The organism is Gracilibacillus thailandensis, assembly GCF_010994055.1.
GTDB lineage: Bacteria > Bacillota > Bacilli > Bacillales > Amphibacillaceae > Gracilibacillus > Gracilibacillus lacisalsi.
On the sequence record NZ_WJID01000014.1, the window covers coordinates 40,465 to 64,308 of the forward strand.

The 23,844-nt window shown below is 38.8% G+C and carries 22 protein-coding genes; 17 read left to right on the top strand and 5 right to left on the bottom strand.

The window, feature by feature from the left end:
* Positions 1 to 32 precede the first annotated feature (32 nt).
* Complete coding sequence (locus GH715_RS05970; RefSeq protein WP_228760263.1) at positions 33 to 1,055, top strand: nuclease-related domain-containing protein; 1,023 nt, start codon at positions 33 to 35, stop codon at positions 1,053 to 1,055.
* A gap of 71 nt (positions 1,056 to 1,126) precedes the next feature.
* Positions 1,127 to 2,215: an o-succinylbenzoate synthase gene (menC, locus tag GH715_RS05975; RefSeq protein WP_153834836.1), complete on the top strand. Its 1,089-nt coding sequence runs from the start codon at positions 1,127 to 1,129 to the stop codon at positions 2,213 to 2,215.
* Here the strand turns inward: menC and GH715_RS05980 are convergent.
* Positions 2,208 to 3,029: a lipoate--protein ligase family protein gene (locus tag GH715_RS05980; protein ID WP_153834837.1), complete on the bottom strand. Its 822-nt coding sequence runs from the start codon at positions 3,027 to 3,029 to the stop codon at positions 2,208 to 2,210. The genes menC and GH715_RS05980 overlap by 8 nt on opposite strands.
* Positions 3,030 to 3,105: 76 nt before the next feature.
* Here GH715_RS05980 and GH715_RS05985 point away from each other — a divergent pair, with 76 nt between their 5' ends.
* Positions 3,106 to 4,410 carry an HD domain-containing protein gene (locus tag GH715_RS05985; protein ID WP_153834838.1) on the top strand — a complete coding sequence of 435 codons (1,305 nt, stop codon included), beginning with the start codon at positions 3,106 to 3,108 and terminating at the stop codon, positions 4,408 to 4,410.
* Between the two features lie 19 nt (positions 4,411 to 4,429).
* Positions 4,430 to 4,924, top strand: coding sequence for a YwgA family protein (locus tag GH715_RS05990; RefSeq protein WP_153834839.1), 495 nt, complete (start codon positions 4,430 to 4,432; stop codon positions 4,922 to 4,924).
* A gap of 28 nt (positions 4,925 to 4,952) precedes the next feature.
* On the opposite strand, the gene GH715_RS05995 is transcribed toward GH715_RS05990, so the two are convergent.
* Positions 4,953 to 5,144 carry a hypothetical protein gene (locus GH715_RS05995; RefSeq protein ID WP_153834840.1) on the bottom strand — a complete coding sequence of 64 codons (192 nt, stop codon included), beginning with the start codon at positions 5,142 to 5,144 and terminating at the stop codon, positions 4,953 to 4,955.
* An 80-nt stretch (positions 5,145 to 5,224) separates the two neighbouring features.
* Complete coding sequence (locus tag GH715_RS06000; protein WP_018933515.1) at positions 5,225 to 5,407, bottom strand: 2-hydroxymuconate tautomerase; 183 nt, start codon at positions 5,405 to 5,407, stop codon at positions 5,225 to 5,227.
* 135 nt (positions 5,408 to 5,542) lie between these two features.
* On the opposite strand from GH715_RS06000, the gene GH715_RS06005 reads away from it, so the two are divergent.
* On the top strand, positions 5,543 to 6,052 hold the full coding sequence (locus tag GH715_RS06005) for a YwhD family protein (RefSeq protein ID WP_153834841.1): 510 nt from the start codon (positions 5,543 to 5,545) through the stop codon (positions 6,050 to 6,052).
* Positions 6,053 to 6,192: 140 nt separating this feature from the next.
* On the opposite strand, the gene GH715_RS06010 is transcribed toward GH715_RS06005, so the two are convergent.
* Positions 6,193 to 8,262 (bottom strand): transglycosylase domain-containing protein, encoded by a 2,070-nt coding sequence (locus tag GH715_RS06010; RefSeq protein ID WP_228760264.1) that lies wholly within the window; start codon positions 8,260 to 8,262, stop codon positions 6,193 to 6,195.
* Between the two features lie 228 nt (positions 8,263 to 8,490).
* On the opposite strand from GH715_RS06010, the gene speE reads away from it, so the two are divergent.
* The 5 genes from speE (at position 8,491) to argS (ending at position 13,440) form a co-directional block, all read left to right on the top strand.
* Positions 8,491 to 9,318: a spermidine synthase gene (speE, locus tag GH715_RS06015; RefSeq protein ID WP_153834842.1), complete on the top strand. Its 828-nt coding sequence runs from the start codon at positions 8,491 to 8,493 to the stop codon at positions 9,316 to 9,318.
* 14 nt (positions 9,319 to 9,332) lie between these two features.
* Entirely contained in the window at positions 9,333 to 10,205 is an 873-nt protein-coding gene (gene speB, locus GH715_RS06020; protein ID WP_153834843.1) for an agmatinase, read from the top strand.
* A gap of 74 nt (positions 10,206 to 10,279) precedes the next feature.
* Positions 10,280 to 11,317: an AimR family lysis-lysogeny pheromone receptor gene (locus GH715_RS06025; RefSeq protein WP_153834844.1), complete on the top strand. Its 1,038-nt coding sequence runs from the start codon at positions 10,280 to 10,282 to the stop codon at positions 11,315 to 11,317.
* A gap of 13 nt (positions 11,318 to 11,330) precedes the next feature.
* The gene (locus GH715_RS06030; protein WP_153834845.1) at positions 11,331 to 11,759 is read left to right on the top strand and encodes a YwiB family protein; all 429 of its coding nucleotides are present in this window, start codon (positions 11,331 to 11,333) and stop codon (positions 11,757 to 11,759) included.
* 13 nt (positions 11,760 to 11,772) lie between these two features.
* The gene (gene argS, locus GH715_RS06035; RefSeq protein WP_153834846.1) at positions 11,773 to 13,440 is read left to right on the top strand and encodes an arginine--tRNA ligase; all 1,668 of its coding nucleotides are present in this window, start codon (positions 11,773 to 11,775) and stop codon (positions 13,438 to 13,440) included.
* Positions 13,441 to 13,724: 284 nt separating this feature from the next.
* On the opposite strand, the gene GH715_RS06040 is transcribed toward argS, so the two are convergent.
* A complete protein-coding gene (locus GH715_RS06040) occupies positions 13,725 to 14,864 on the bottom strand; it encodes a phospholipase D-like domain-containing protein (RefSeq protein ID WP_163578475.1) in 1,140 nt (379 codons plus the stop codon).
* Between the two features lie 130 nt (positions 14,865 to 14,994).
* Between GH715_RS06040 and GH715_RS06045 the strand changes: the two genes are divergently transcribed.
* The 7 genes from GH715_RS06045 (at position 14,995) to rho (ending at position 23,757) form a co-directional block, all read left to right on the top strand.
* Positions 14,995 to 15,582, top strand: a complete 588-nt coding sequence (locus GH715_RS06045) for a P-loop nucleotide/nucleoside kinase family protein (RefSeq protein ID WP_163578476.1) — start codon at positions 14,995 to 14,997, stop codon at positions 15,580 to 15,582.
* Between the two features lie 111 nt (positions 15,583 to 15,693).
* The gene (gene rpoE / locus GH715_RS06050) at positions 15,694 to 16,203 is read left to right on the top strand and encodes a DNA-directed RNA polymerase subunit delta (RefSeq protein ID WP_163578477.1); all 510 of its coding nucleotides are present in this window, start codon (positions 15,694 to 15,696) and stop codon (positions 16,201 to 16,203) included.
* Positions 16,204 to 16,521: 318 nt separating this feature from the next.
* Complete coding sequence (locus GH715_RS06055; RefSeq protein WP_163578478.1) at positions 16,522 to 18,120, top strand: CTP synthase; 1,599 nt, start codon at positions 16,522 to 16,524, stop codon at positions 18,118 to 18,120.
* 270 nt (positions 18,121 to 18,390) lie between these two features.
* Entirely contained in the window at positions 18,391 to 18,750 is a 360-nt protein-coding gene (locus GH715_RS06060; RefSeq protein WP_153834848.1) for a response regulator, read from the top strand.
* Positions 18,751 to 18,932: 182 nt separating this feature from the next.
* Positions 18,933 to 19,787 carry a class II fructose-1,6-bisphosphate aldolase gene (fba, locus tag GH715_RS06065; protein WP_018933528.1) on the top strand — a complete coding sequence of 285 codons (855 nt, stop codon included), beginning with the start codon at positions 18,933 to 18,935 and terminating at the stop codon, positions 19,785 to 19,787.
* A gap of 318 nt (positions 19,788 to 20,105) precedes the next feature.
* The gene (locus tag GH715_RS06070; RefSeq protein WP_153834849.1) at positions 20,106 to 21,392 is read left to right on the top strand and encodes a UDP-N-acetylglucosamine 1-carboxyvinyltransferase; all 1,287 of its coding nucleotides are present in this window, start codon (positions 20,106 to 20,108) and stop codon (positions 21,390 to 21,392) included.
* Positions 21,393 to 22,470: 1,078 nt separating this feature from the next.
* Positions 22,471 to 23,757, top strand: coding sequence for a transcription termination factor Rho (gene rho / locus GH715_RS06075; protein ID WP_163578479.1), 1,287 nt, complete (start codon positions 22,471 to 22,473; stop codon positions 23,755 to 23,757).
* The last annotated feature ends 87 nt before the right edge of the window (positions 23,758 to 23,844 follow it).

Here is a 23,844-nt window from a genome sequence, read left to right on the forward strand (position 1 = left end):
TTGCTATATTAAGGGGAGAAAGGAGAATAGATATGAAACCCGACAGCCCCATTTTATTGCAACAATATCGGGCACTCCTAGAACTCCTTCCAGAACAACATCCTGAGTACCCAAGCATTATCAACCATTTCCGGCGCCAAGAAGCTGGACAAGCTGGAGAAGACAACCTCGCCTATTACCTCAATCAAGCACAGGTCCCATCTCTAACATGTATCAAAAGGTTACGACTCGAACACCACAGTGCATTCCAACTCGATTGGCTCGTTCTTGGATTAGGATTCCGAGTTATATTTGAAGTGAAAAGTCACACAGGAGAAATCTATTTTGATGCAAAATCCCATCAGTTGACACGTATCATAGACGGCATCAAAGAAGGTTTTGACGATCCGCTTTTGCAAGTCGATCGCCAATATGCTAATTTACGATCCTATTTTACCGCTCACAACATCGACCAATTACCAACTTATCGCTTCGCAGTTTTTGTCAATCCTAACGCGATCCTCCGTTTACATGACTATCCTGAATATCAACGCGTACTAACATCCCAAAGAGTGCCAGCAATTTTAGAAAATTTAGCAGAAAAGCACCCTCCCGTTATTTCCAAAGAAGCAAACCAACAAATCGAACAATTTTTAGTGGAAAATCATCGTGAGCGTGCGATTTCGATACTAGAAAAACACGCCATTTTGTGGGATGATTTACACAAAGGATTACCATGCCCCACATGTAACAAACGGTCCATGCGAAGAGAGCGAATGCGTTGGCAATGTCCTTTTTGTCGAACGAGAAGTACCGATGCACACGAAAAGCTGTTATACAAAATCGCATTATTATCGAATAATAGAGTGACAAAGCAGTTAGCACAAAACATGATGCAAATGTCATCATCAGAAGCAACTCGAAAATTAATTGTTAGAGCGGGATATATAAAATATGGAGTAAAAAAAGGAGCTTACTACTCACACCCTGATATATTAGCCGTAACGAAAAATAGAAGTGGCCATAAAACTTGGAAAAGTGGCCATAAAAGTATCAAAAGTGGCCATAAAACATAAGAAAGTGGCCATAAAACATAGAAAAGTGGCCATAAAAGTATCAAAAGTGGCCATAAAAAGGAGCCACGCATATGATCTCATTCAAAAAAATAATCATGCACCGGTTGAAAATGCCGCTTAAGTATCCGTTTGCGAACAGTAGCACAACGATTACAGAAAAGGATATCATCATTACCGAGCTTCATGATCAAGATGGAATCATCGGTTACGGCGAGTCTGTAGCCTTTGATTCACCGTGGTACACAGAAGAAACGACAGATACAGTGCAATATATGATGGAACATCACCTTTGGCCATTGATCAAAAAGCAGCAGATCAATCATCCGACAGAACTCAAGCTTCACAACATTCGCCGTAACCATATGGCAAAAACTGCTATCGAAGGAGCAGTGTGGGATCTCTATGCGAAGCGAACGCAACAACCACTTTATCAGGCAATCGGAGGGACAACCAACCAAATACCAGTAGGAGCAGCGATTGGCTTCCAATCCACCGATGAGCAACTTATTGAAAAAATTGCACAAGCACTAGAGCAAGGCTATCAGCGAATCAAACTAAAAATAAAGCCGGAAAACGACTTGCACACATTAGAAACAGTGCGCAACCATTTTCCGACAACACCACTAATGGTCGATGCCAATTCTGCATATACAATCAACGACATCGACCACCTTAAAAAAATGGATCCATACCATTTAATGATGATTGAACAACCGCTAGCATCTGATGATTTCATCGATCATGCCAAACTCCAGCATGAAATCAACACACCCATTTGTCTTGATGAAAGCATTCATACTCTAGCAGATGTTCAAACAGCGATTTCACTCAATAGTTGTAAAATCATTAGTATTAAATTAGCAAAAGTCGGTGGTTTCACAAATGCGATTAAGATTCATGACTATTGCCAAGAACACAACATTCCTGTTTGGTGTGGCGGAATGTTGGAAGCAGGAATCGGGCGCGCCCAATCATTGGCGTTAGCAACATTACCGAACTTCACGCTACCCGCAGACCCAGGAGCATCCAACCGTTATTGGCATCAAGATATTATCACTCCAGAGGTTGAAGTCCAAAATGGTTATGTTACGCTGCCAAAAAGGCCAGGAATCGGCTACGATCTCAACCTGCCCACAACGGATCAAAAAGTGCTCACTTAAGTGCTTTTTGATTCCGCTCTACCATTTGTTTCATCCTTTTTTCAAAAATAGCTAACTCATCACCAGCTAAGTCAGTGTACTGTACATCTCCTAACAAACGCAAAACTCGATCTATGCTGTCCTCGACTGTTAACTCCTTACCAAGCAACTCTGACAAGGACCTCATCGTATCAGGCTCCACGTCCGGATACGCAAACCGCTCATCATCAATCGAACGTCCCACACGATAAAAATCACGAACTAACTCAGCACGTGCTGCTCCACTACCACGTACACAAATATAAATTTGCACTGCAATTCCTTTCTTGACCCGACGTTGTGAAATACCAGCAAATTTTTTGCCACCAATACTCAAATCATAATCACCAGGACAATACGATCCAACGACTTCAAACGCTTCAATTCCATCCGTAAGATCTGCATACATATCCTGGACAAACGCCGTCATCAGCTCATACCCGGAATGAATCCCCATTTCATCCAAATCCGGCACCACAAACGAGAAATTCAAGACATCCCGATCGAGCACCACTGCAAGACCACCTGAATTCCGAACGACAACATCAAACCCTTTTTCTTGTAAAAAAACGACTGCTTCGTCCACGGCTGGCAAGCGACTATCGATAATGCCAAGAACAACCGTGTTGTCATGGACCCAGAATCGACACGCAGCCTTGTTACTGCTTCGCCCTATCGATTCACACAACGTATCATCGACTGCGAATGATGCCATCGCTGTTCCTAGCACCTCCGGATCACTATGGTCAATCACTCTTATTTGTTTATCTTTAAAAAATTGCTTCCAATCTTTCATTATTATCCTCCAAACCTTTTCGTTCACCTAAAACTATATTATACTAATAGTAAGAAAAAAGAGGAAGGTATTTGCCATGGCTTATAAAGATGAAAAGTTACACGAGGAGAAGGTATTTAAAGATCCAGTCCATCGCTATGTCCATGTTCGTGATCGAGTGATCTGGGATTTGATCGGCACCAAAGAATTCCAGCGACTGAGACGGATCAAGCAATTAGGCACATCTTTTTTAACCTTTCACGGAGCAGAACATAGTCGTTTTAATCATTCATTAGGAGTTTATGAAATTGTCCGTCGAATACTCATCAATTTTGAGGACAGGCCTAACTGGAATCATGAAGAACGATTGCTCTGTTTATGTGCCGCATTGCTTCATGATTTAGGACATGGGCCGTTCTCTCATTCGTTCGAGAAAGTCTTTAAATTAGATCACGAGGATTTCACGAGAGCAATTATTCTTGGTGATACCGAAGTAAATCAAGTATTAACAAATATTAGTATTGAATTTCCACAAAAAGTTGCCGATGTTATTAATAAGACCTATCACGACAAATTAGTAGTAAGTTTGATATCGAGTCAGATTGATGCGGACCGGATGGATTACTTACAGCGTGATGCCTATTTTACTGGGGTTAGCTATGGCCACTTTGATATGGAGCGGATTTTGCGTGTTATGCGACCGGTAGAAGACCAAGTCGTGATCAAGGAATCGGGTATGCATGCAGTTGAGGATTATATTATGAGCCGTTACCAGATGTATTGGCAAGTCTATTTCCACCCGGTTACTCGTAGTGCTGAAGTGATTTTGACGAAGATTTTACACCGTGTCAAAGCATTATATGACGGGGGATACACGTTTAAAGTGGAGCCGACGCCATTTGTATCTTTCTTCAAGGAAGAAGTGTCACTGGAAGATTACATTAAGTTGGATGAAGCGGTAGTCTTGTATTATTTCCAAATGTGGTCGGAAGAAGATGATCCGATTTTAAGTGATTTGGCCTATCGTTTTATCAATCGTCGTTTGTTTAAATATGCCGAATTTAATCCAAATTTGCAAATGAATGAATGGATGGAGTTGTATCAACTGTTCCGCGATATTGACCTAGATCCAGACTATTATTTAGTAGTAGATTCCTCCTCCGATTTGCCGTATGATTTTTACCGGCCAGGAGAGGAAGAAGAACGGTTACCGATTCATTTGCTAATGCCAAATAAGGAATTACGTGAATTATCTCGTCAGTCTGATATTGTAGAGGCGATATCAGGGAAGAAACGGACCGATCATAAGTTATATTATCCAAAAGATTTAATCGAAAAGTTGCCAGAGGATAGACCGGAGAAACAGCAAATAAAGAAAATTTTACATAAACAAGAAAGCTAAAGAAACTGGGGTGTTTTCATTGCTAGATAATCATGCAAAGCTTGTAAAAGTGATCGCAGCATCGGAAGGAATTGTCGGGCGCAAAAAGTTGCAAAAAATCATTTACATCATGAAAAAACTTGGACTACCTTTTGAAGAAAAGTATACGTTCTATTTTTACGGGCCGTATTCTGAAGAGTTAAGTTTGCGCATTGAGGAGATTACTAACCTAGGTTTTGTCTCAGAAGTAAGAGAAAAGAAGAGCAATTATTATCAATATCGATACCAAGTAACAGAGCAGGGAGAAGATTTTCTCAAACATTCCAACACCGAGCTGCCATTAGAACAGTCGCTTTTGCAGGAGATGAAAGAACAGAGCTCACGCTTTTTGGAGCTTGTTAGTACGATGCTATATTTCGATCATTTACCAAAGCCTGAGATCGAACAAAAGGTACAAGAAGTGAAAAAGAAGTCGAACTATACACCAGAGGATATCAAAGAAGCCTGGGCATTTATCGATAGATTGCAAAAATAACCCTGTGATGGGTTATTTTTGTTTGCAATTATATGTTGTTATTCTGCTCATTTAACAATTGATCTAGCTTACTTTCGATTCGTTCTAATTGTTTCTTTTTCCTTCCAAAACGAAATATCAATAGGATTAAAATCATAATGATGCTTAGAAATAGGATAAACGAAATAAGAGCGAACAACATATCGCCACCTTGCAATCCACCTATATCCGCGTAAAGCAAATAAAACACATCCTTTTATTCCTAGTATATCAACTAAAGGATAATAATGGAAGTGGATGGGCGTCAAATCCGAATACGCATCAATCGATTAACCGCTTGCCGCCAACACCATAATTTCGTTTGTCAATATCCTCGACAAACACCACAACTTTTTCTCGAGATGCCCCTGTTGTTTCTACAACTGCATCTGTTACTTTTTCAATTAAAGCTTTGCGCTGTTCATCTGTTCTGCCTTCTAGCATTTGTACTGTTACGTATGGCATATGTATTCTCTCCTTCTGTTATGGGATATCGATATTATTGTATCGTAAAAACAAAAAGAGGGAAACACAGAAGATGAAAACTCAGTTTTAAACATGCTACAATAATAAGTAAAATAAGTAGGAGGATGGATTGTCATGAGTGAAGAAAAAAAGAAATCCAATCAATTTACGATCATGAAGGACGATTCCACGGATGGTCATGGCGGATATGGTGTCGGGTCGATTAGTCTAGAAAATATCTCCCCAGTGATTATCGATCCGAATGAAGATCGTGCTTTTGTTGATATGGGAGCGATGCACGCAAGAAGTGAAGTAGAACGTCGTGTGAAGTTTCTTCCGAATAAAGAAGATGTGCCAAACGGTAAACTGTACTGGATTGTTTGGGTTACGGTTGAACGTGGAGAAATCGGTCCTTATTATCATGGTGTAACAGGATGTGAAATCCGTGTCGACCGTTCGATCAAACGTGCTTATAAATCAATGCCAGAGCATGTCAATCATATGGATAAATCGATGAAAGGACATGTGATTGTCGAGCATATGGATGAGAAGTCACAAAAGTTACTCGCTGATTTCTTACGTGAATTTGATCCAGAGATGTGGAAAAATTCATCCGATGAATTAAAGCAAGCTTTACCAGAATAATGAACATTTTGTGAACATTATCTGAAAATGAGCGATTATACTTGTCCTAAGAGATCAATTTTTTATAAAATATACACACATGGTAACTCTTCGTTACTAGGACCGGAAAAGGCTGGGCGTTTGCCCAGCCTTTTTCCGTTCTATTGCTCATCTTCTCCTGTCCACATCCATTCCCACCAATTCTCTAGCAGGCGGTCTTCCGGGATCATCTCATCCAATTCTTCAGGATGCTCATGCTCATCATCTAAATGGGCGGTACAATACCTTGTTGGCTCTGTTCCTCTGACAAATGACATCGTGTGTGTCTGTCCACATCCATCTGCTGCCAGGAAACCTGTATTTAAATCAATCGATGCCTCCACCACATTGTCAGGTTTTACGATATGTTCTTCAGGTAAATTTTTATGAGCTGATTCCATAAAACTTGCCCAAACTTCCTTTGCATACTGCTGTTCACTAGTTCGTACAATTTCGCGATTATCATCATAACCAACCCAAACGCCAGCAGTCAGGGCAGGGGTAAATCCCATCATCCAATTATCGACATTGGTTGTTCCAGATTTTCCAGCATATTCATGTGTCAGCTTATCGGCGATTGAAGCACCAGTCACACTCATATAGCCGTTTAATTCTTGCTCAAACATTCCTTTCATCATGTCAGCGAGAATATAGGCATATTCTTTTCGCAATACTTGCTTATCATCTTGTTTAGAGAATGGATTCCATCCTTTATTCTCTGACTGTTCTTCCTCTCGGTCGTACAACACTTCTCCATACGCGTCGGTCACCTTTGTAATCGTATGGCTTTCGACATCTAGACCGCCATTTGCTATCATGCTGTATCCTGTCACCATCTCCCGCATCGTTACCACCTCTGTTCCTAATGCTAATGATGCGACTGGCTCCAGTTCACTATTAAATTTAAATTTATTTTTGACTGTTCGTGCAAACCGTTCCGGTGTTACATATAAATTCGTTTTAACAGCAAATATATTGTCAGAAAGCGCTATTGCTTGGGCCATTGTAATCGGTTGGTTGGCATAATAATCATTATAGTTACTAGGCTGATAGCTTTTGCCATCCGCTAACTCAAAAGTAGTCGGTTTACTCATTAAGGTAGTGGCAGGCGTCATCCCATTTTCTAAAGCTGTATAATAAAGAAACGGCTTAAAAGCAGACCCTGGCATTCTTTTTGCTTGTGTTACCCTGTTAAAGGAAGAATCTTCATAATCCCTGCCACCAAGCAGAGCGGTAACACCTCCTGTATCTGGATCCATTGCCATTGCACCAACTTGAATTTCTGAGTCGCTATCGATCGCTTCAGAAGCTTGTTCCATTGCTTGTTGCTGTTTCAAGTCTAATGTCGTATAAACTTGGTAGCCTCCTGAACGAATGTCTTCGATGTTTACATCCAGCAATTCTTGCAATTCCTTTACAACGACATCCTGAAAATACGGTGCGACACTTTTGCTAGCAATATCACGATCCTCTGAAAAAGATAATTCTTCATTCATGGCTGTTTCATATTCGCTATCATTGATCACGTTTTCCTCATGAAGATTGCTTAAGATTAATTCTTGTCTGTTTTTCGCATTATCTAAGTTATGAAATGGCGAGTAGTGAGACGGCCCCTTCGGTATTCCTGCTAACATCGCAGCTTCGGCCCAACTAAGATCAGCTGCAGATTTATCAAAAAAGTACTTACTCGCAGCTTCGATACCATACGCACCATGTCCGTAATATATCGTATTTAAATATCCTTCTAACAGCTCGTCCTTATCATAAAACATTTCTAATCGAATTGTATAAAATGCCTCATATAATTTCCGTTTCCATGTTTTATCATGTGTAAGAAAAAGATTTCGAGCATACTGCTGTGTAATCGTACTTGCCCCTTCTTTCAGAGACAACGTCTTAATATCCTTCCAAATTGCTCCGACTAATCGTTTAAAATCAAATCCGAAATGATCATAAAAATGTTGATCCTCTGTTAAGACCGTTGCCTGCTCCAAGCGGTCATCTATTTCAGCAAGGGGTACCCAGTATCTTTTTTCTGAACCATACTCCTCTCCGATCACTTCTTCTGTATTACTATAATAAATCGTATTCTGCGGTCGTTCTAAGGACGGTGGACCAAGTAAAAAGCTAGCAATCAACAGTACTGCAATACAAGACCCCATCATTAATACTAGAAAAAAACTAAACTTCAATAACCGTCTCTTTCTCTTCCTGCGTCTATATCTACGCCTCACCGGACCACACCTCCACTTCTTATGTCATTAAGAAGCAATTTATCATCATTAGCATTATGGATAAAAAAAACCGGTGATAAACATACAAGATGGAAGAATTACTTGATTTTTTACGGAAAAACTCTAGAATAGTATTGTTTACTACTAAAATAATTATTTGTACGCATAGATGGAGGAGCGATCCAGATGGGTTTATGGTTTACCGAGAAACAAACAGACAACTTTGGGATTACTGCAAAAATTAAGCAAACCTACCATACAGAACAAACGGCTTTTCAAAAACTGGACATGGTTGAAACGGCAGAATGGAACAACATGCTGTTATTGGATGACATGGTAATGACAACAGAGAAAGATGAATTTGTCTATCACGAAATGGTTGCACATGTGCCACTGTTTACACACCCCAATCCGAAAGAAGTACTAGTTGTAGGTGGTGGTGACGGTGGGGTGATTCGTGAAATTTTAAAGCATCCTTCTGTTACAAAAGCAGTACTGGTAGATATCGATGGAAAGGTCATTGAATATTCTAAAAAATATCTACCGTCGATCGCAGGGAAATTAGATGATCCGCGTGTGGAGGTACGTGTAGCAGATGGCTTTATGCACATCGCCGAAAGTGAAAAGGCGTACGATGTCATTCTTGTCGATTCTACTGAACCAGTAGGGCCAGCTGTTAACCTTTTTACTAAAGGCTTTTATGCAGGGATCTCAAAAGCATTAAAAGATGACGGTATTTTTGTGGCACAAACCGATAATCCTTGGTTTAAAGCAGAATTAATTCGCCAAGTATATGCAGACGTGAAAGAAATTTTTCCTGTTACCCGCTTGTATACAGCGAATATTCCAACTTATCCAAGTGGATTGTGGACATTTACGATCGGTAGTAAAATTCATGATCCATTAAAAGTAAAAGAGGAACGCTTTTTTGAAATAGACACGAAATATTATACAAAGCAGCTGCATCATGCTTGTTTTGTTTTACCGAAATTTATAGAAGATTTAACTGTTTAGAAGGGGGTAGCTTAATGCGATTTGACGAAGCCTATTCAGGAAAAGTATTTATTATGACGCGCCCGGATTTTGAAGAGGCAGATGTCATCCTTTATGGGATGCCAATGGATTGGACAGTCAGCTTCCGTCCGGGGTCACGTTTTGGCCCTAACCGAATTCGGGAAGCATCGATTGGTCTGGAGGAGTATAGCCCCTATTTAGACCGTCATTTAGAAGAAGTGAACTATTTTGATGCAGGTGATATTCCACTCCCTTTTGGTAATCCAAAACGGAGCCTAGAGATGATTCGGGATTATATCGATCAAATTTTAGCTCAAGGGAAATTCCCATTAGGCCTAGGCGGCGAACACCTTGTCAGTTGGCCGATTATCGAAGCAGTTTATGAAAAATACCCAGATCTTGCGGTCATCCATATTGATGCCCATGCAGATTTGCGTGAGGAATATGAAGGTGAGCCATTATCTCATTCGACACCAATTCGCAAAGTCTGTGAAAAAATCGGACCCGATAATGTCTTTTCCTTCGGGATTCGTTCTGGTGATCGTGATGAGTTTCGTTATGCCAAAGAAAGTGGAATGTATATGGCGAAATTTGATGTAGCTGAACCGTTAGAGCAGATGTTGCCAAAATTAGCGGGTCGTCCCGTTTATGTTACCGTAGATATTGATGTATTAGATCCCTCTTTTGCACCTGGTACAGGGACTGCGGAGGCAGGAGGGATTTCGTCGAAAGAATTATTGGCAGCTATTCATTTGATTGCTCGGTCAGATGTGCATGTCGTCGGAGCAGATCTTGTCGAAGTAGCACCAAACTATGACCCAACGGAACAGACTGTAATTGCAGCGAGCAAGTTTATCCGAGAAATGTTGTTAGGTTGGGTAAAATAGGTCACACGAGATGTAAACTATGACGTAAATATGATAAAATAGGTTACAGTTTATATTGGATTAGGGGATATTACATGAAAAGGAATCAAATCGTGAGAGATTTTTTGTTGAATGAGACAGAGATGCCGTTACATGTCGTATATCAGCAGTTGAAAGGTCAGCCCAATGAAATAGAAGATATGAGTGAGATTTGCTTAGAAAGTAAAGGTGCAGCAAATCAATGTGCCGCGATGGAATATTTGTATGCCAATGGTTTATTTCCTGAATTAAAGCTCTTGATTGAAAAGACAGAATATGCTACTAACAAGCTAGTTCGTAAAACATCACGAATTTATCAAATCATGTATGATCGGAAAACACTAAGAGCTAAACAACTGAAGCCAGATGCACCAGCAAAATATATCAAAGCCGTAAATCGATTGAGGATAAATGATGAGGAGTACTCTCTGAAAATACTTCGTGATCTTGTTCATATTTTCTGTTACTTTGATATGCATCAATATGGCAAAATTGGGACGTTTAATCAATCGATTAAAAGAGATCTTCTCCATGTAAAAGATCCATTATTGTATAATTTATTAGAATCGAGATTGAATGAGACGTTATTTATTTATCATTGGAAGCGAAATGAACTGATTTTGTCACGAAAGTATGGGTATCAGTTATTAACAGACACCAATAATCCATGTAAAAAAATAGATATTCATAACATTTTGGCACAAGGTTACTTATTTGAAAGCTATGATCAGGCTATGTACCATGTTTCTGTTGCAATGGAAATTGCTAGTGAATTGCAATATGAACGAGCGATGTATGGTTTGAAAAACTTCACCTTGCCTTTTATCGCCGCTTATTATAAAAAGACAGTAGGTGTCACAAGTGAAGACCAGGCAGAGCAAGCCCATATTGCTTTGGCAGAAAATGAACTAGACAAATGTATCCGTATATTAGAAAGTTTCGAGCAACTTACCCCTTTTCAACAATATTATTTAGGACGAGCTAAGCAAGATAAGTATTTATTACGCACATCTTATCAACGTTTTATTGAAGAACGTGATGATTATTTTTATGCGAGATTACCTCTTGAGGCGTTAAACGCCCTTGATCAATAGAAGGATGAATTAAATGAATAAATCTTCCGTATCGATTAAAATGACGATGGAAATTACCGAACTAGGAAACAAAGATGTTACGGTTGTTGAAGAAAAAGGTCACTTATTGGAGAAAGATAATACTACTGTATTGAAATTTAGTGAAACAAACGAAAATAATGAACAAACCAATTCCTTGATTACGATTCAACCGGACCAAGTTAGTGTGAAAAGGTCTGGAGCAGTATCGATGCTACAAAAGTTTCAAAGCAAGCAAATAACTGAAAATGTTTATCGGCATCAGTTTGGTACGATGCATATGGAAACTGAAACAGATCAAATAGTATACCAACCACCTGTTGCAAATCAAGATGGTAAATTATTCATCAGTTATCGAACCAGTTTGAATGGGGAAACACCGAGACGTCATCGCTTAACGATTAGCTTAGCAAAAGAAAATTAATGGAGGTTATTGTATGAACGTGATGCAAAAGATGCAGGAAAATTTAAAGGCAGAAATAAAGTGTGCGGTCCTGTCGGCAGAGTTGGCAACGGAAGCAGAAATTCCTGTTGTTGTCCTAGAGCAACCGAAGGACAAAGCGCACGGTGATTATGCAACGAATATCGCGATGCAACTGGCTAAAGTCGCTAAAAAGGCACCACGCCAAATTGCAGAAGACATTGTTGCACAATTAGATCAATCGAAAGCTTCAATTAAAAGTGTTGATATCGCGGGCCCAGGATTTATCAATTTTTTCATCGACAATCAGTACTTAACAAATTTAATTCCAACTATTTTAGAACAAGCTGAAAGCTACGGAGCATCAAACACTGGTAATGGCGAAAAAATTCAAGTAGAGTTCGTATCAGCAAACCCAACAGGAGACTTGCACCTTGGTCATGCTCGTGGTGCTTCTGTCGGTGATGCACTGTGCAATATTTTGGCTAAAGCAGGCTATGATGTGCAGCGTGAATATTACATTAATGATGCTGGTAATCAAATTAATAACCTAGCGTTATCCGTACAAGCTCGTTTCATGCAAGCACTCGGGGAAGATTTTCCAATGCCAGAAGACGGTTATCATGGTGCCGATATTATCGGAATTGGAGAAACGTTAGCAAAGGAACATGGAGAAGCGTTGTTGGAAAAAACAGAAGAAGAGCAGCAATCCTTTTTCCGTGAATATGGATTGAAATTCGAATTAGATAAATTAGCAGAGGATCTAGCACAATTCCGTGTAACCTTTGATAATTGGTTCTCCGAAACATCCTTATATGAAGAAAACAAAATTGTCCCGGCAATTGAATTATTAAAAGAAAAAGGCTATATCTATGAACAAGATGGTGCGACATGGTTCCGCACAACGGATTTCGGAGATGATAAGGATCGTGTTCTAGTCAAGCAAGACGGTTCTTATACGTATTTGTCACCAGATATCGCTTATCATAAAAATAAGCTTGATCGCGGCTTTGATAAGTTGATTAACATTTGGGGTGCAGACCACCACGGTTATATCCCAAGAATGCGCGCAGCGATCCAAGCATTAGGTTATGATGCCGATACATTAGAAGTGGAAATCATTCAAATGGTCAACCTTTTCGAAAATGGTGAAAAGGTAAAAATGAGTAAACGTACTGGTAAAGCAGTAACATTAAGAGAGTTAATGGAAGAAGTAGGGATTGATGCGATGCGTTATTTCTTCGTTATGCGTTCAGCTGACTCTCATCTAGACTTTGATATGGACTTAGCCAAGTCAGAGTCTAACGATAACCCAGTTTATTATGTGCAATATGCGCACGCACGTATTTGTACGATGCTGAAGCAAGCTGAAGAGAAGGGGATCAACTTTACAGATTATGATGCAACCATTTTGCAGTCTGAGAAAGCAGAAGATTTATTGAAAAAGCTGGGCGAGTTCACCCAAGTGGTAGCCGATGCAGCCCAAAACCGTACACCACATCGCATCACTCAATACATTTTTGATCTAGCAGCAAACTTACACAGCTTCTACAATGCCGAAAAAGTAATCAATGAAGATGATTTAGATGCAACAAAAGCACGACTCGCATTAATGCAAGCAGTTCGCATCACACTTGCAAACGGAATGAAACTAATCGGTGTCCACGCACCGGAAAGTATGTAAGAAAGGGCTAGTCATAAGTTTTAGTTAAAGACTTATGACTGCCCTTTTTCTTTTGAATAAACCTTTGGCACTAAATGCCAAATTTTAATCTTGAAGAAGCAAGGTTGTTACTTAAATAGAATTAAGTACCAAAATAAATGGTACAGAAGGAAAAATGGTACTTAAATTGCAATTAAGTACCAAAACTAATCATGCAGAAAAATATTTGGTACTTAGTGTATCTTGATTTAGTGCCAAACGTTATAGAGTGAATGAAATACGAAATGAAAGGTGCCCCAAACCAATCATAAAAAGATCCGGAATGGAATGCTAACCCATGACAGGATTCTAAGGTATAGCGGTTGGTGAGTGAGCCAAGTATCTGTCATTAATTTACTGTTGCTGATATCCGCATCATAGGCTTTGCGCATTTTCTGGTAAATAGGATGCTCATGGCTAACAATCAGGTTTAACTCTTGATTCAACTGCAGACTTCTGCGGTCGAAGTTGGCTGTACCTACATCACAAGTTTTTCGATCAAAAAATATCACTTTTGCATGAAAAAAGCCATCAACATAGAGATGAATGGTTGCACCATGTTCTTTCAGTTTTCTCAAATAAGGAAGAGCTGCAGCTTTAGCCACAATATGATCTGCTTTTTCTGGAATTAAGATGGTCACCTCAACACCTCTTACCAATGCAGCTATAAGAGCCTCTGCAAGTTGCCGGGTGGGTACAAAATAAGGAGAACCGATTTCAATTGATCGGTTTGCTTTCTTTATATACGCCAACAATGCTTTCTCCAATACATCCCCTTCCGTTGCTAATACCTGTACATCACCAGTTTGAGCATTTTGGCTAGTATTCGTTTCCCCCCAATCAATAGCAAAGCTGTTCTGTAACACCTCGCTAATTCCCCCAGCCATTCGCAAATGATAATCACGCCATCTTCCCAGTTTCACATCTTTGCCAACATATTCATTACCTAGATTAAAGCCGCCAATGTAGCTAATCTTCTGATCAATCACAAGCTCTTTACGATGATTCCGCTGTTGTAGATGGTAGAAAAAAGGAAAGCGCGGGGGATTCATTTTACGCATGAAAAATTTTTGGTCAAGCCATTTTTTTCGAAAATTAAAACTGCCAACCCAATCGGCTAACAACCTGACACGAACTCCTTCCGCATGTTTACGTGCGAGCAGGGTATAAAACTGGTTACTAATTCGATCATTACGAATAATAAAAAATTGCATATCAATTGACTCAGTGGCTTTCTCGATATCGGAAAGCATCGCCTCAAATAGAGAATTTCCGTCAGCAAACAATTCGACCTCTTCAGTAGTGGTCCGCCAATTCTGACTTTTATTACGATGGGAAACAAGAAAACGGCCAAGCTGGAAATCAATAATTAGTAAGAGAATAAAAAAGAAGATTATCCAAAGCATATATTTTTCCCTCATTTCTTCTTGTTACTATACCCAAAAAAGGTTAAAATCATAAGCAACATAATGGATGCGTTTTTCCTGATAATAAGTTAACATATAGAAGGACAGATAAATAAAAGAGGTGTTAATCGTGCAAAAATTAGTGTTTTTTGTAGGTGTAGCAGGAACAGGTAAAACAACAGTAGCAGAAAAAGTATCAGAAGATATCTCGTGTGCATTTCTTGATCGTGATACAGTTGGGGGACGTTTTGTAGAGCGTTTTCTAGAAATGAATGATCTAGATCCAAACGATCGTGATTCAACATTTTATAAGGAAAACCTTCGCGATTTAGAATATGATACAACGAAAGATATATGTATTGAAAACTTACGTGTTGGACAAAATGTTTTTATGATTTCACCGTTTACTGCAGAGTTAAGAAATAAAGAATGGATCGAAGAAGTCATTGCAGCAAGTGGTAAATCAAAAGAAGAGGTTGACGTGAAGGTTGTAGTTGTAACACTACAGGATATGGAGCAACAACGTAAACGAATTGAAGAGCGTGGTACAGACCGTGATACATGGAAGTTGGAAAATTGGGATTCTTATGAAACAAGAGTAGATTTCATACCAACCATTAATTGGGATATCCCAAAAGAAAATATCAACATTTTTGATAATTCCGGTGATTTAACGGAAGAAAAGGTTGATAAGCTGGTAAGTTTCATTCAAAAATAGCTTCCTTAAAGATTGTTGCAATTCAATTAACAAAGCCATATAATATGATGGTAGAACTTAACTAGTCAGTGAATTTGTTTACATAGATTAGATAAAAAGGAGTGCTAGAGCGTGAGTTTAAAGGACTTAACAAAAGAAAGAATAGATGAATTGGCAATGATTGATATTGCAACGTTAATATTAGAAGAAGAAAATAAAGCAATGGATTTCCGTGAAATCTTCGAACGTGTTGCAAAGCTAAAGGAATTATCCGAGACGGAAAAAGATGCCTGGATTTCGCAATTTTATACTGATTTAAATATAGATGGCCGTTTTATGACGAAAGGTTCTAACCTGTGGGGATTAAAAAGATGGTATCCGGTAGAAGAGATTGATGAAGACATTACTCCTGTACCGAAAAAGAAGAAAAAGAAAAAAGCGAAAAAGAAAAAAGCTCCAGTGGAACCATTGGAAGAAACAGAAGATCTTGATGAAACAGTTATTGGTGATGAGGATTTAACTGGTTTCGATGAGGATCTAGATACAGATGACATCGTGGATGATGATTTTGACTTCGATGATGATGATATCGAAGATGAAGTAGATGATGATTTTGACACAGATGACGAACTAGAAAAATAGTTCCATCAGAGTACTTGACTTTCCACAAGCTTCTGAGTAAAATTTTTATTGGGCTCCATAAATTAATGGAATTACACAGCGTTCCCCTGCTCAAGGGGAGCGCTTTTTATTTTTTAACAAGCAATTATTATTTAAAGTGTATGTTCAAAAAGGAGGACAAAAAGGGCAAAGCTGACGCAGAGATTCAATGCAATTTTTCCCGGACTTTTTGAACATCCCCTTAAATCATTTTTTTCATCAAGCTTAGTATGCCTACTACTATAAAAACAGAATACTAAGCAAAAGATAGAACAATTACAAAAGAAAGAGGGATACAGTGTGACGAAATATATCTTTGTAACTGGTGGTGTTGTTTCTTCCATTGGAAAAGGAATCACAGCAGCATCTCTAGGCCGCCTTTTAAAAAACAGAGGATTAAAAGTAACCATTCAAAAGTTCGACCCCTACATTAATGTTGACCCGGGAACGATGAGCCCTTACCAACATGGTGAAGTGTTCGTAACAGATGATGGTGCTGAAACAGACTTGGACTTAGGTCATTATGAACGATTTATCGACATCAACCTCAACAAGTATAGTAACATCACAACAGGTAAAATTTATTCAACGGTTATTAAGAAAGAGCGTCGTGGTGATTACTTAGGTGGAACTGTTCAAGTTATTCCGCATATTACGAACGAAATTAAAGACAAAGTATTTCAAGCAGGAAAGCAGACAAATGCAGATATCGTCATTACTGAAATTGGTGGTACTGTTGGCGACATTGAGTCATTACCTTTTATTGAAGCAATTCGTCAAATTAAAAGTAACATTGGCAGAGAGAATGTCATGTATATTCACTGTACATTAGTTCCTTATATTACAGCAGCTGGAGAATTAAAAACCAAACCAACCCAGCATAGTGTGAAGGAATTACGCTCTTTAGGTATCCAGCCTGATGTAATTGTATTGCGTACAGAGCATGAAATCAGCCAGGAAATGAAAGAGAAAATCGCATTATTCTGTGATATTGATGAAAAAGCAGTTGTTGAATCAGGTGATGCTGATACCCTTTATCATATCCCTTTAGCAATGCAGGAACAAAAACTGGATCAACTAACATGTGATCACTTTGGTTTAGACTGTGGTCCCGCAGATATGACTGAATGGAATCAATTAGTGGAAAGAGTACTGAACCTTTCGAAAAAAGTCACAATAGGACTTGTAGGTAAATATGTAGAATTACCAGATGCATATATCTCTGTTGTAGAAGCATTAAAACATGCAGGGTTCGCACATGATGCCGATGTCGATGTGAAATGGATTAACGCGGAAAAAGTATGCGCTGAGAATGTGGCAGAGGAATTAGCAGACGTTGATGGATTATTAGTACCAGGTGGCTTCGGCGATCGTGGTATAGAAGGGAAAATTGAAGCAATCCGTTTTGCACGTGAAACGAAATTACCTTTCTTAGGTATTTGCTTAGGAATGCAGTTAGCAACGGTTGAATTCGCACGTAATGTGTTAGGGTTAGAAGGTGCTAATTCAGCTGAAATTGATCCAAATACACCACACCCGATTATCGACCTTTTACCAGAGCAAAAAGATATTTCCGACCTTGGCGGAACATTACGTTTAGGCTTGTATCCTTGCCGCTTAAAAGAAGGAACAAAAACAAAAGATGCCTATCATAATGAAGATGTGGTATATGAACGCCATCGTCACCGTTTTGAATTTAATAATCAATATCGCGATCAGATGGAACAGAATGGCTTTATTTTCTCGGGGACAAGCCCTGATGAAAAGTTAGTAGAAACAATCGAGCTAAGCGACCATCCGTGGTTTGTCGCATCACAGTTCCATCCAGAATTCAAATCAAGACCAACACGACCACAACAATTGTTTAAAGGCTTTATCAACGCAGCAGTAAACAAATAATAATGTGGGAAGAAGTTCCATTTTACCAATCGTCATGGTACATTACTATGACGGTTTCTTTTTACCTAAAATTGCTTTGTTTTTGCTTTTATTCAGCTCAAATAAAGACAAAATTAATAAAATACTACGAATATTGCAGGATTTTCGTCTATCATATCGAACTATAAGAAAAAGGGCTTATTACAAAATAGACGCCAATTCGCAATTTATGACAATGTATCAAGCAACTAAATATATATAAATAGAAAAACATAAAGGAGCTGGCAGAGCATGAGCAAAACAGTATTAGTAGTCGATGATCAAATTGGTATTCGGCTGTTACTTGAGGAAGTAATTCAGCAAGAAGGGTATAATGTAGAATTAGCTTTAAATGGCAAAGAAGCGTTAGACAAAATTTTGGATAATAAGCCTGATTTGATCATGTTAGATTATAAGCTGCCAATCATTGATGGACCAACATTAGTTGAAAAATTAGAAAAGGATCATATTATCATTCCAACTATTATAATGAGTGGTTTGCCCGAAAAAGCGCAAGAAGATGTGCAAAATTTACAATCTGTGTTCCAAACGATAGCAAAACCGTTTCAATTAAATGATATTAGACAATTGCTGAAGCATATTTTGGATTAATTGATTAAATTTCTTGTGGTGAATATAATATTTTGAGAAAATTATTGGCAGTAAGCGTTTTCTGCCGATTGTTTTGTTGCACCTTTTTGTCGGAATTGGTATTCTATTAATGGGTGCAATCTTTCGTAAGAGGATCGATTGTTAAATCAATTGTATATACATACCTTAAAGGAGGAGCAATTATGCCATTAGTTTCAATGAAAGAAATGCTTGAAACAGCTAATAAAAATCGTTATGCTGTAGGTCAATTTAATCTTAATAACCTAGAGTATGTACAAGCTATTCTTCAAGCAGCTGAAGAAGAAAAATCACCGGTAATCCTTGGTGTATCTGAAGGTGCTGGAAAATACATGGGTGGTTTCAATGTAGTCGTAGCAATGGTAAAAGCTACAATGGAAGCACAAGGTACTACCGTTCCTGTAGCAATCCACTTAGACCATGGTTCAAGCTTTGAGTCTTGTGCAAAAGCAATCCATGCAGGTTTCACTTCTGTAATGATTGACGCATCACATGATCCGTTTGAAGAAAATATTGCGGTAACTTCCAAAGTTGTAGAACTTGCACACTTCCACGGAGTATCTGTTGAAGCAGAACTTGGTACAGTTGGTGGTAATGAAGATGGTGTACAAGGTGGCATCATGTATGCTGATACGAACGAATGTAAAGAGCTAGTTGAACGTACTGGAGTTGACTGTCTTGCACCAGCATTAGGTTCTGTACACGGTCCTTACCAAGGTGAACCTAACTTAGGCTTCAAAGAAATGGAAGAAATCAATACAGTAGCTGGAGTACCATTAGTACTTCACGGTGGTACTGGTATCCCAGTTGCAGATATCCAAAAAGCAATCTCCTATGGTACATCTAAAATTAATGTAAATACAGAAAACCAAATTCAACAAACAAAAGTAGTTCGTGAAGTGTTAGAAGCGAACCCAGAAATGATCGACCCACGTAAATACTTAGGACCAAGTCGTGACGCGATTAAAGATACAGTAATCGGTAAAATGCGCGAATTCGGTTCTTCAGGAAAAGCATAAATTCATTTACAAACCATACTCTTAAGTGAGTATGGTTTTTTTCTGCATTGATAATAGAAGTTGCCAGTAAATCCGAAAAGTTGCCAGAAAACAATCCAAAGTCGATAGTAAATCCAAATCGTTCATATTAAATCAATGAAGAAATTAATCCATCTACTTTTCCTTGTCTCAATCTCCTGTTTTAAATCACTCGAAAATGAGATATAATGATTTTAAGTTTGTTTTATTACATAATATTGGCAGGATTAGTACAGAATAAGTTTATAATATTGTTGTTGCTGTATGTTTTACAGGAATCCTTGAAAGTGAGGGAAATATATGCAGAAGTTGCTTATAGAGGGCGGTCATTTATTAAATGGAAAAGTTCGGATCAGTGGTGCCAAAAATAGTGCGGTAGCATTATTACCAGCTTCTATATTGGCAGATACAAAAGTAATTATTGAAGGATTACCAGATATCTCTGATGTAGAAACGTTAAGCTATTTACTGGAGGAAATTGGCGGGGAAGTAGAGCGGAAAGGACAGACGGTTCATATAGATCCTGCTCATATGACAGCTATGCCGCTACCAAATGGACGTGTCAAAAAATTGAGAGCCTCTTATTATTTTATGGGTGCGATGCTGGGACGTTTTAAGGAAGCGGTGATCGGTTTACCTGGTGGCTGTTATCTTGGTCCAAGACCCATTGACCAGCATATTAAGGGCTTTGAAGCTCTTGGTGCGACCGTTACGAATGAACAAGGAGCTATTTATTTACGAGCAAAAGAACTGAAAGGTGCCCGCATTTATTTGGATGTTGTCAGTGTGGGTGCAACGATCAATATTATGCTTGCTGCTGTGAAAGCAAAAGGACGTACAGTTATTGAAAATGCAGCAAGAGAACCGGAAATTATTGATGTAGCCACCTTACTAACCAGTATGGGTGCGAGAATTAAGGGTGCAGGTACGGACGTTATTCGTATTGATGGTGTAGAGCAATTAACTGGATGCATGCATACCATTATTCCCGATCGTATTGAGGCAGGTACGTATACGATAATGGCCGCTGCTCAAGGCGAGAAAGTTCTGATTGATAATGTTATTCCACAACACCTTGAACCATTGTTGGCCAAATTAAGAGAAATGGGTGTACATATAGAAGAAGGGGAAGAGCAATTACTCCTCCATAGAGGAAATGGCCTCAAAAGTGTTGATATCAAAACCCTTGTACATCCTGGTTTCCCAACAGATTTGCAGCAACCCTTTACAGCCTTATTGACAAAAGCAGAAGGTACAGGAGTTGTCACGGATACTATATATCAAGCACGGTTTAAACATATTGATGAATTAAAAAGAATGAATGCTCAAATTAAAGTGGAAGGAAGTTCTGCTATTGTTCAAGGACCTACACCTTTAGAGGGTGCAAAAGTAAAGGCGAGTGATTTACGGGCAGGTGCATCTCTGATTGTTGCCGGTCTAATGGCAAATGGAGTAACGGAAATTACAGGGTTGGAACATATTGACAGAGGCTATGCTAACCTAACAGAGAAATTAGACGAGCTCGGAGCCCGAGTTTGGCGAGAAGAAATGAGCGAAAAAGAGATACAGCAATTTCAGAATTCCTAAAGAAAGAGAGACGACGAAGTCTCTCTTTTCTGTTGGATATTAGGAAAATGATGCACAAAAAACATAAACTGCGAAGTAGCTCCTCTTGAGGATCTGCTCTGTCCATCCCCCATAGAGAATGCACCGAATACCGCTTCGGCAGAATACTGCGCTTTCCGTGGGCGATCTTGAGCTAACTTGGTAAAGAAAAGCACTTTACCAAGTGGATCTTCGGCTCGCGTGAGTTCCCACAGGAGTCTCCGTATTCTGCCTACGCTATTGTTGTGCTCTGGTTATAGAAAGGATAGAACTCATGGAACTAAACTCTTTGAATTTCTGTCACTTGATTAGTATTGTATACTAAGCTGTGGAAAATGCGACATTTCCGGAACTACATGTGGTGGAGAAATCGACTGGCTGATTTCGGATAAGTGTTGCGGAGCATTTCTGAACGAAGGCCGCCCACTTTCACTCCTGTGGGAATTGTTTGCCCTTCAGCTAACTTTTTCGAGCGGTTTTTGCTCGAAAAAGTTAGCTGAAGGGCAAACCCGACGGAAAGGGAAGTGGGCAGCCGGAGTGGTAGTTATCATCATGATATATTTCGAAATTATCTCTTAGGTGACCGCACATCTAATTACCACATTACTTCGCAGTTTGTATCAACAATTCATGACGGTATAGTCAAAGTGGATAAAAAAAGATTTACCTAATCATTCCTTGAAAATTCACATTAATTTTACAAAAAAATCACTTTTTCATAAAAATTAGTTGAATATATAGTTGTAACCATGTACTATATAGAAAGAATATCATTGACTCATTTATTCCAAGTAATTGAGTTCTTCCAATATCATCCGGCAAACGGGTTGGATGAAGGTGCTTCCATCTCATACTCTTCTTGAGATTTCAAGCGATCTCGGTGCTCCCATTGAGTTTCCATATATTGATTGACCATTGACAGATAAAACAAATGTATAAACAAACGAAAGATCAATTTGTCAGATTGATTAGGTTCCCCACGTTTAAAATCTACAAACTGTTAATCTCGAAAATTACATGAAGATGGAATATATAATAAAAAAATAGGTGTGGTGATTTTGTGAGTGAAGTAACAATTTCAGAACTAGAACAGATGACATTAAAAGAACTATATGCTAAAGCAAAAGAATTCAAAGTATCTTATTACGCAAAATTAACAAAAAAAGAACTAATATTTGCGATATTAAAAGCACAAGCGGAAAAAAGCGGCTATTTATTTATGGATGGTATTTTAGAAATCATCCCGACAGAAGGCTTCGGTTTCCTCCGTCCAATCAATTATTCACCAAGTGCAGAAGATATTTATATTTCTGCTTCTCAAATTCGTCGTTTTGACTTACGAAATGGTGACAAAGTATCTGGTAAAGTACGTCCGCCAAAAGAAAATGAACGATATTACGGACTATTACATGTGGATGCCGTAAATGGTGAAGATCCGGAAGCAGCAAAAGAACGTGTTCATTTCCCAGCTTTAACCCCGCTATATCCAGATCGATTGATGAATTTAGAAACGGATACAAAGTTGATTTCAACTAGAATCATGGATTTATTAACACCTGTAGGTTACGGCCAACGTGGTTTAATTGTTGCTCCGCCTAAAGCAGGTAAAACGATGCTACTTAAGCAAATCGCAAATAGTATTACCAAAAATCATCCGAACACGAAACTCATCATACTTTTAGTGGACGAACGTCCCGAAGAAGTAACTGATATAGAGCGTTCTGTTGATGAAAATGTCGATGTAGTCAGCTCCACGTTTGACGAAGTACCGGAAAATCATATTAAAGTGGCTGAACTAGTGTTAGAACGTGCGATGCGACTTGTTGAGCACAAAAAGGATGTCGTCGTTCTTATGGATAGTATTACACGTCTTGCCCGTGCTTATAACCTTGTGATCCCGCCAAGTGGAAGAACGTTATCCGGTGGTATTGACCCTGCTGCTTTCCATAGACCAAAACGATTCTTCGGTGCCGCAAGAAATATTGAAGATGGTGGAAGCTTCACTATTCTGGCAACAGCCCTAGTAGAGACAGGTTCACGTATGGACGATGTAATCTATGAAGAATTTAAAGGTACAGGCAATATGGAACTACACTTAGATCGTAATTTAGCACAACGTCGTATCTTTCCTGCGATTGATATTTTACGATCTAGTACTAGAAAAGAAGAACTACTTGTATCGAAAAATCATCTCGAAAAAATGTGGGCCATTCGCAAAAGTATGCAGGATTCCCCAGATTTCTTAGAACGTTTCTTACGTAAATTACGTTCGACAAAGAGTAACGAGGAATTTTTATCGGTATTAGAAGAAGAAATGAAGCGTAAAGGAACGAAGAAATCTAGTTAATTCACGCAAATATTAAAATTCTCTTGCAAACAGTGCTTTAGGTTGTTATAATTCTTCTGTATGACAAAAATGCTCAAGCAAGCATGA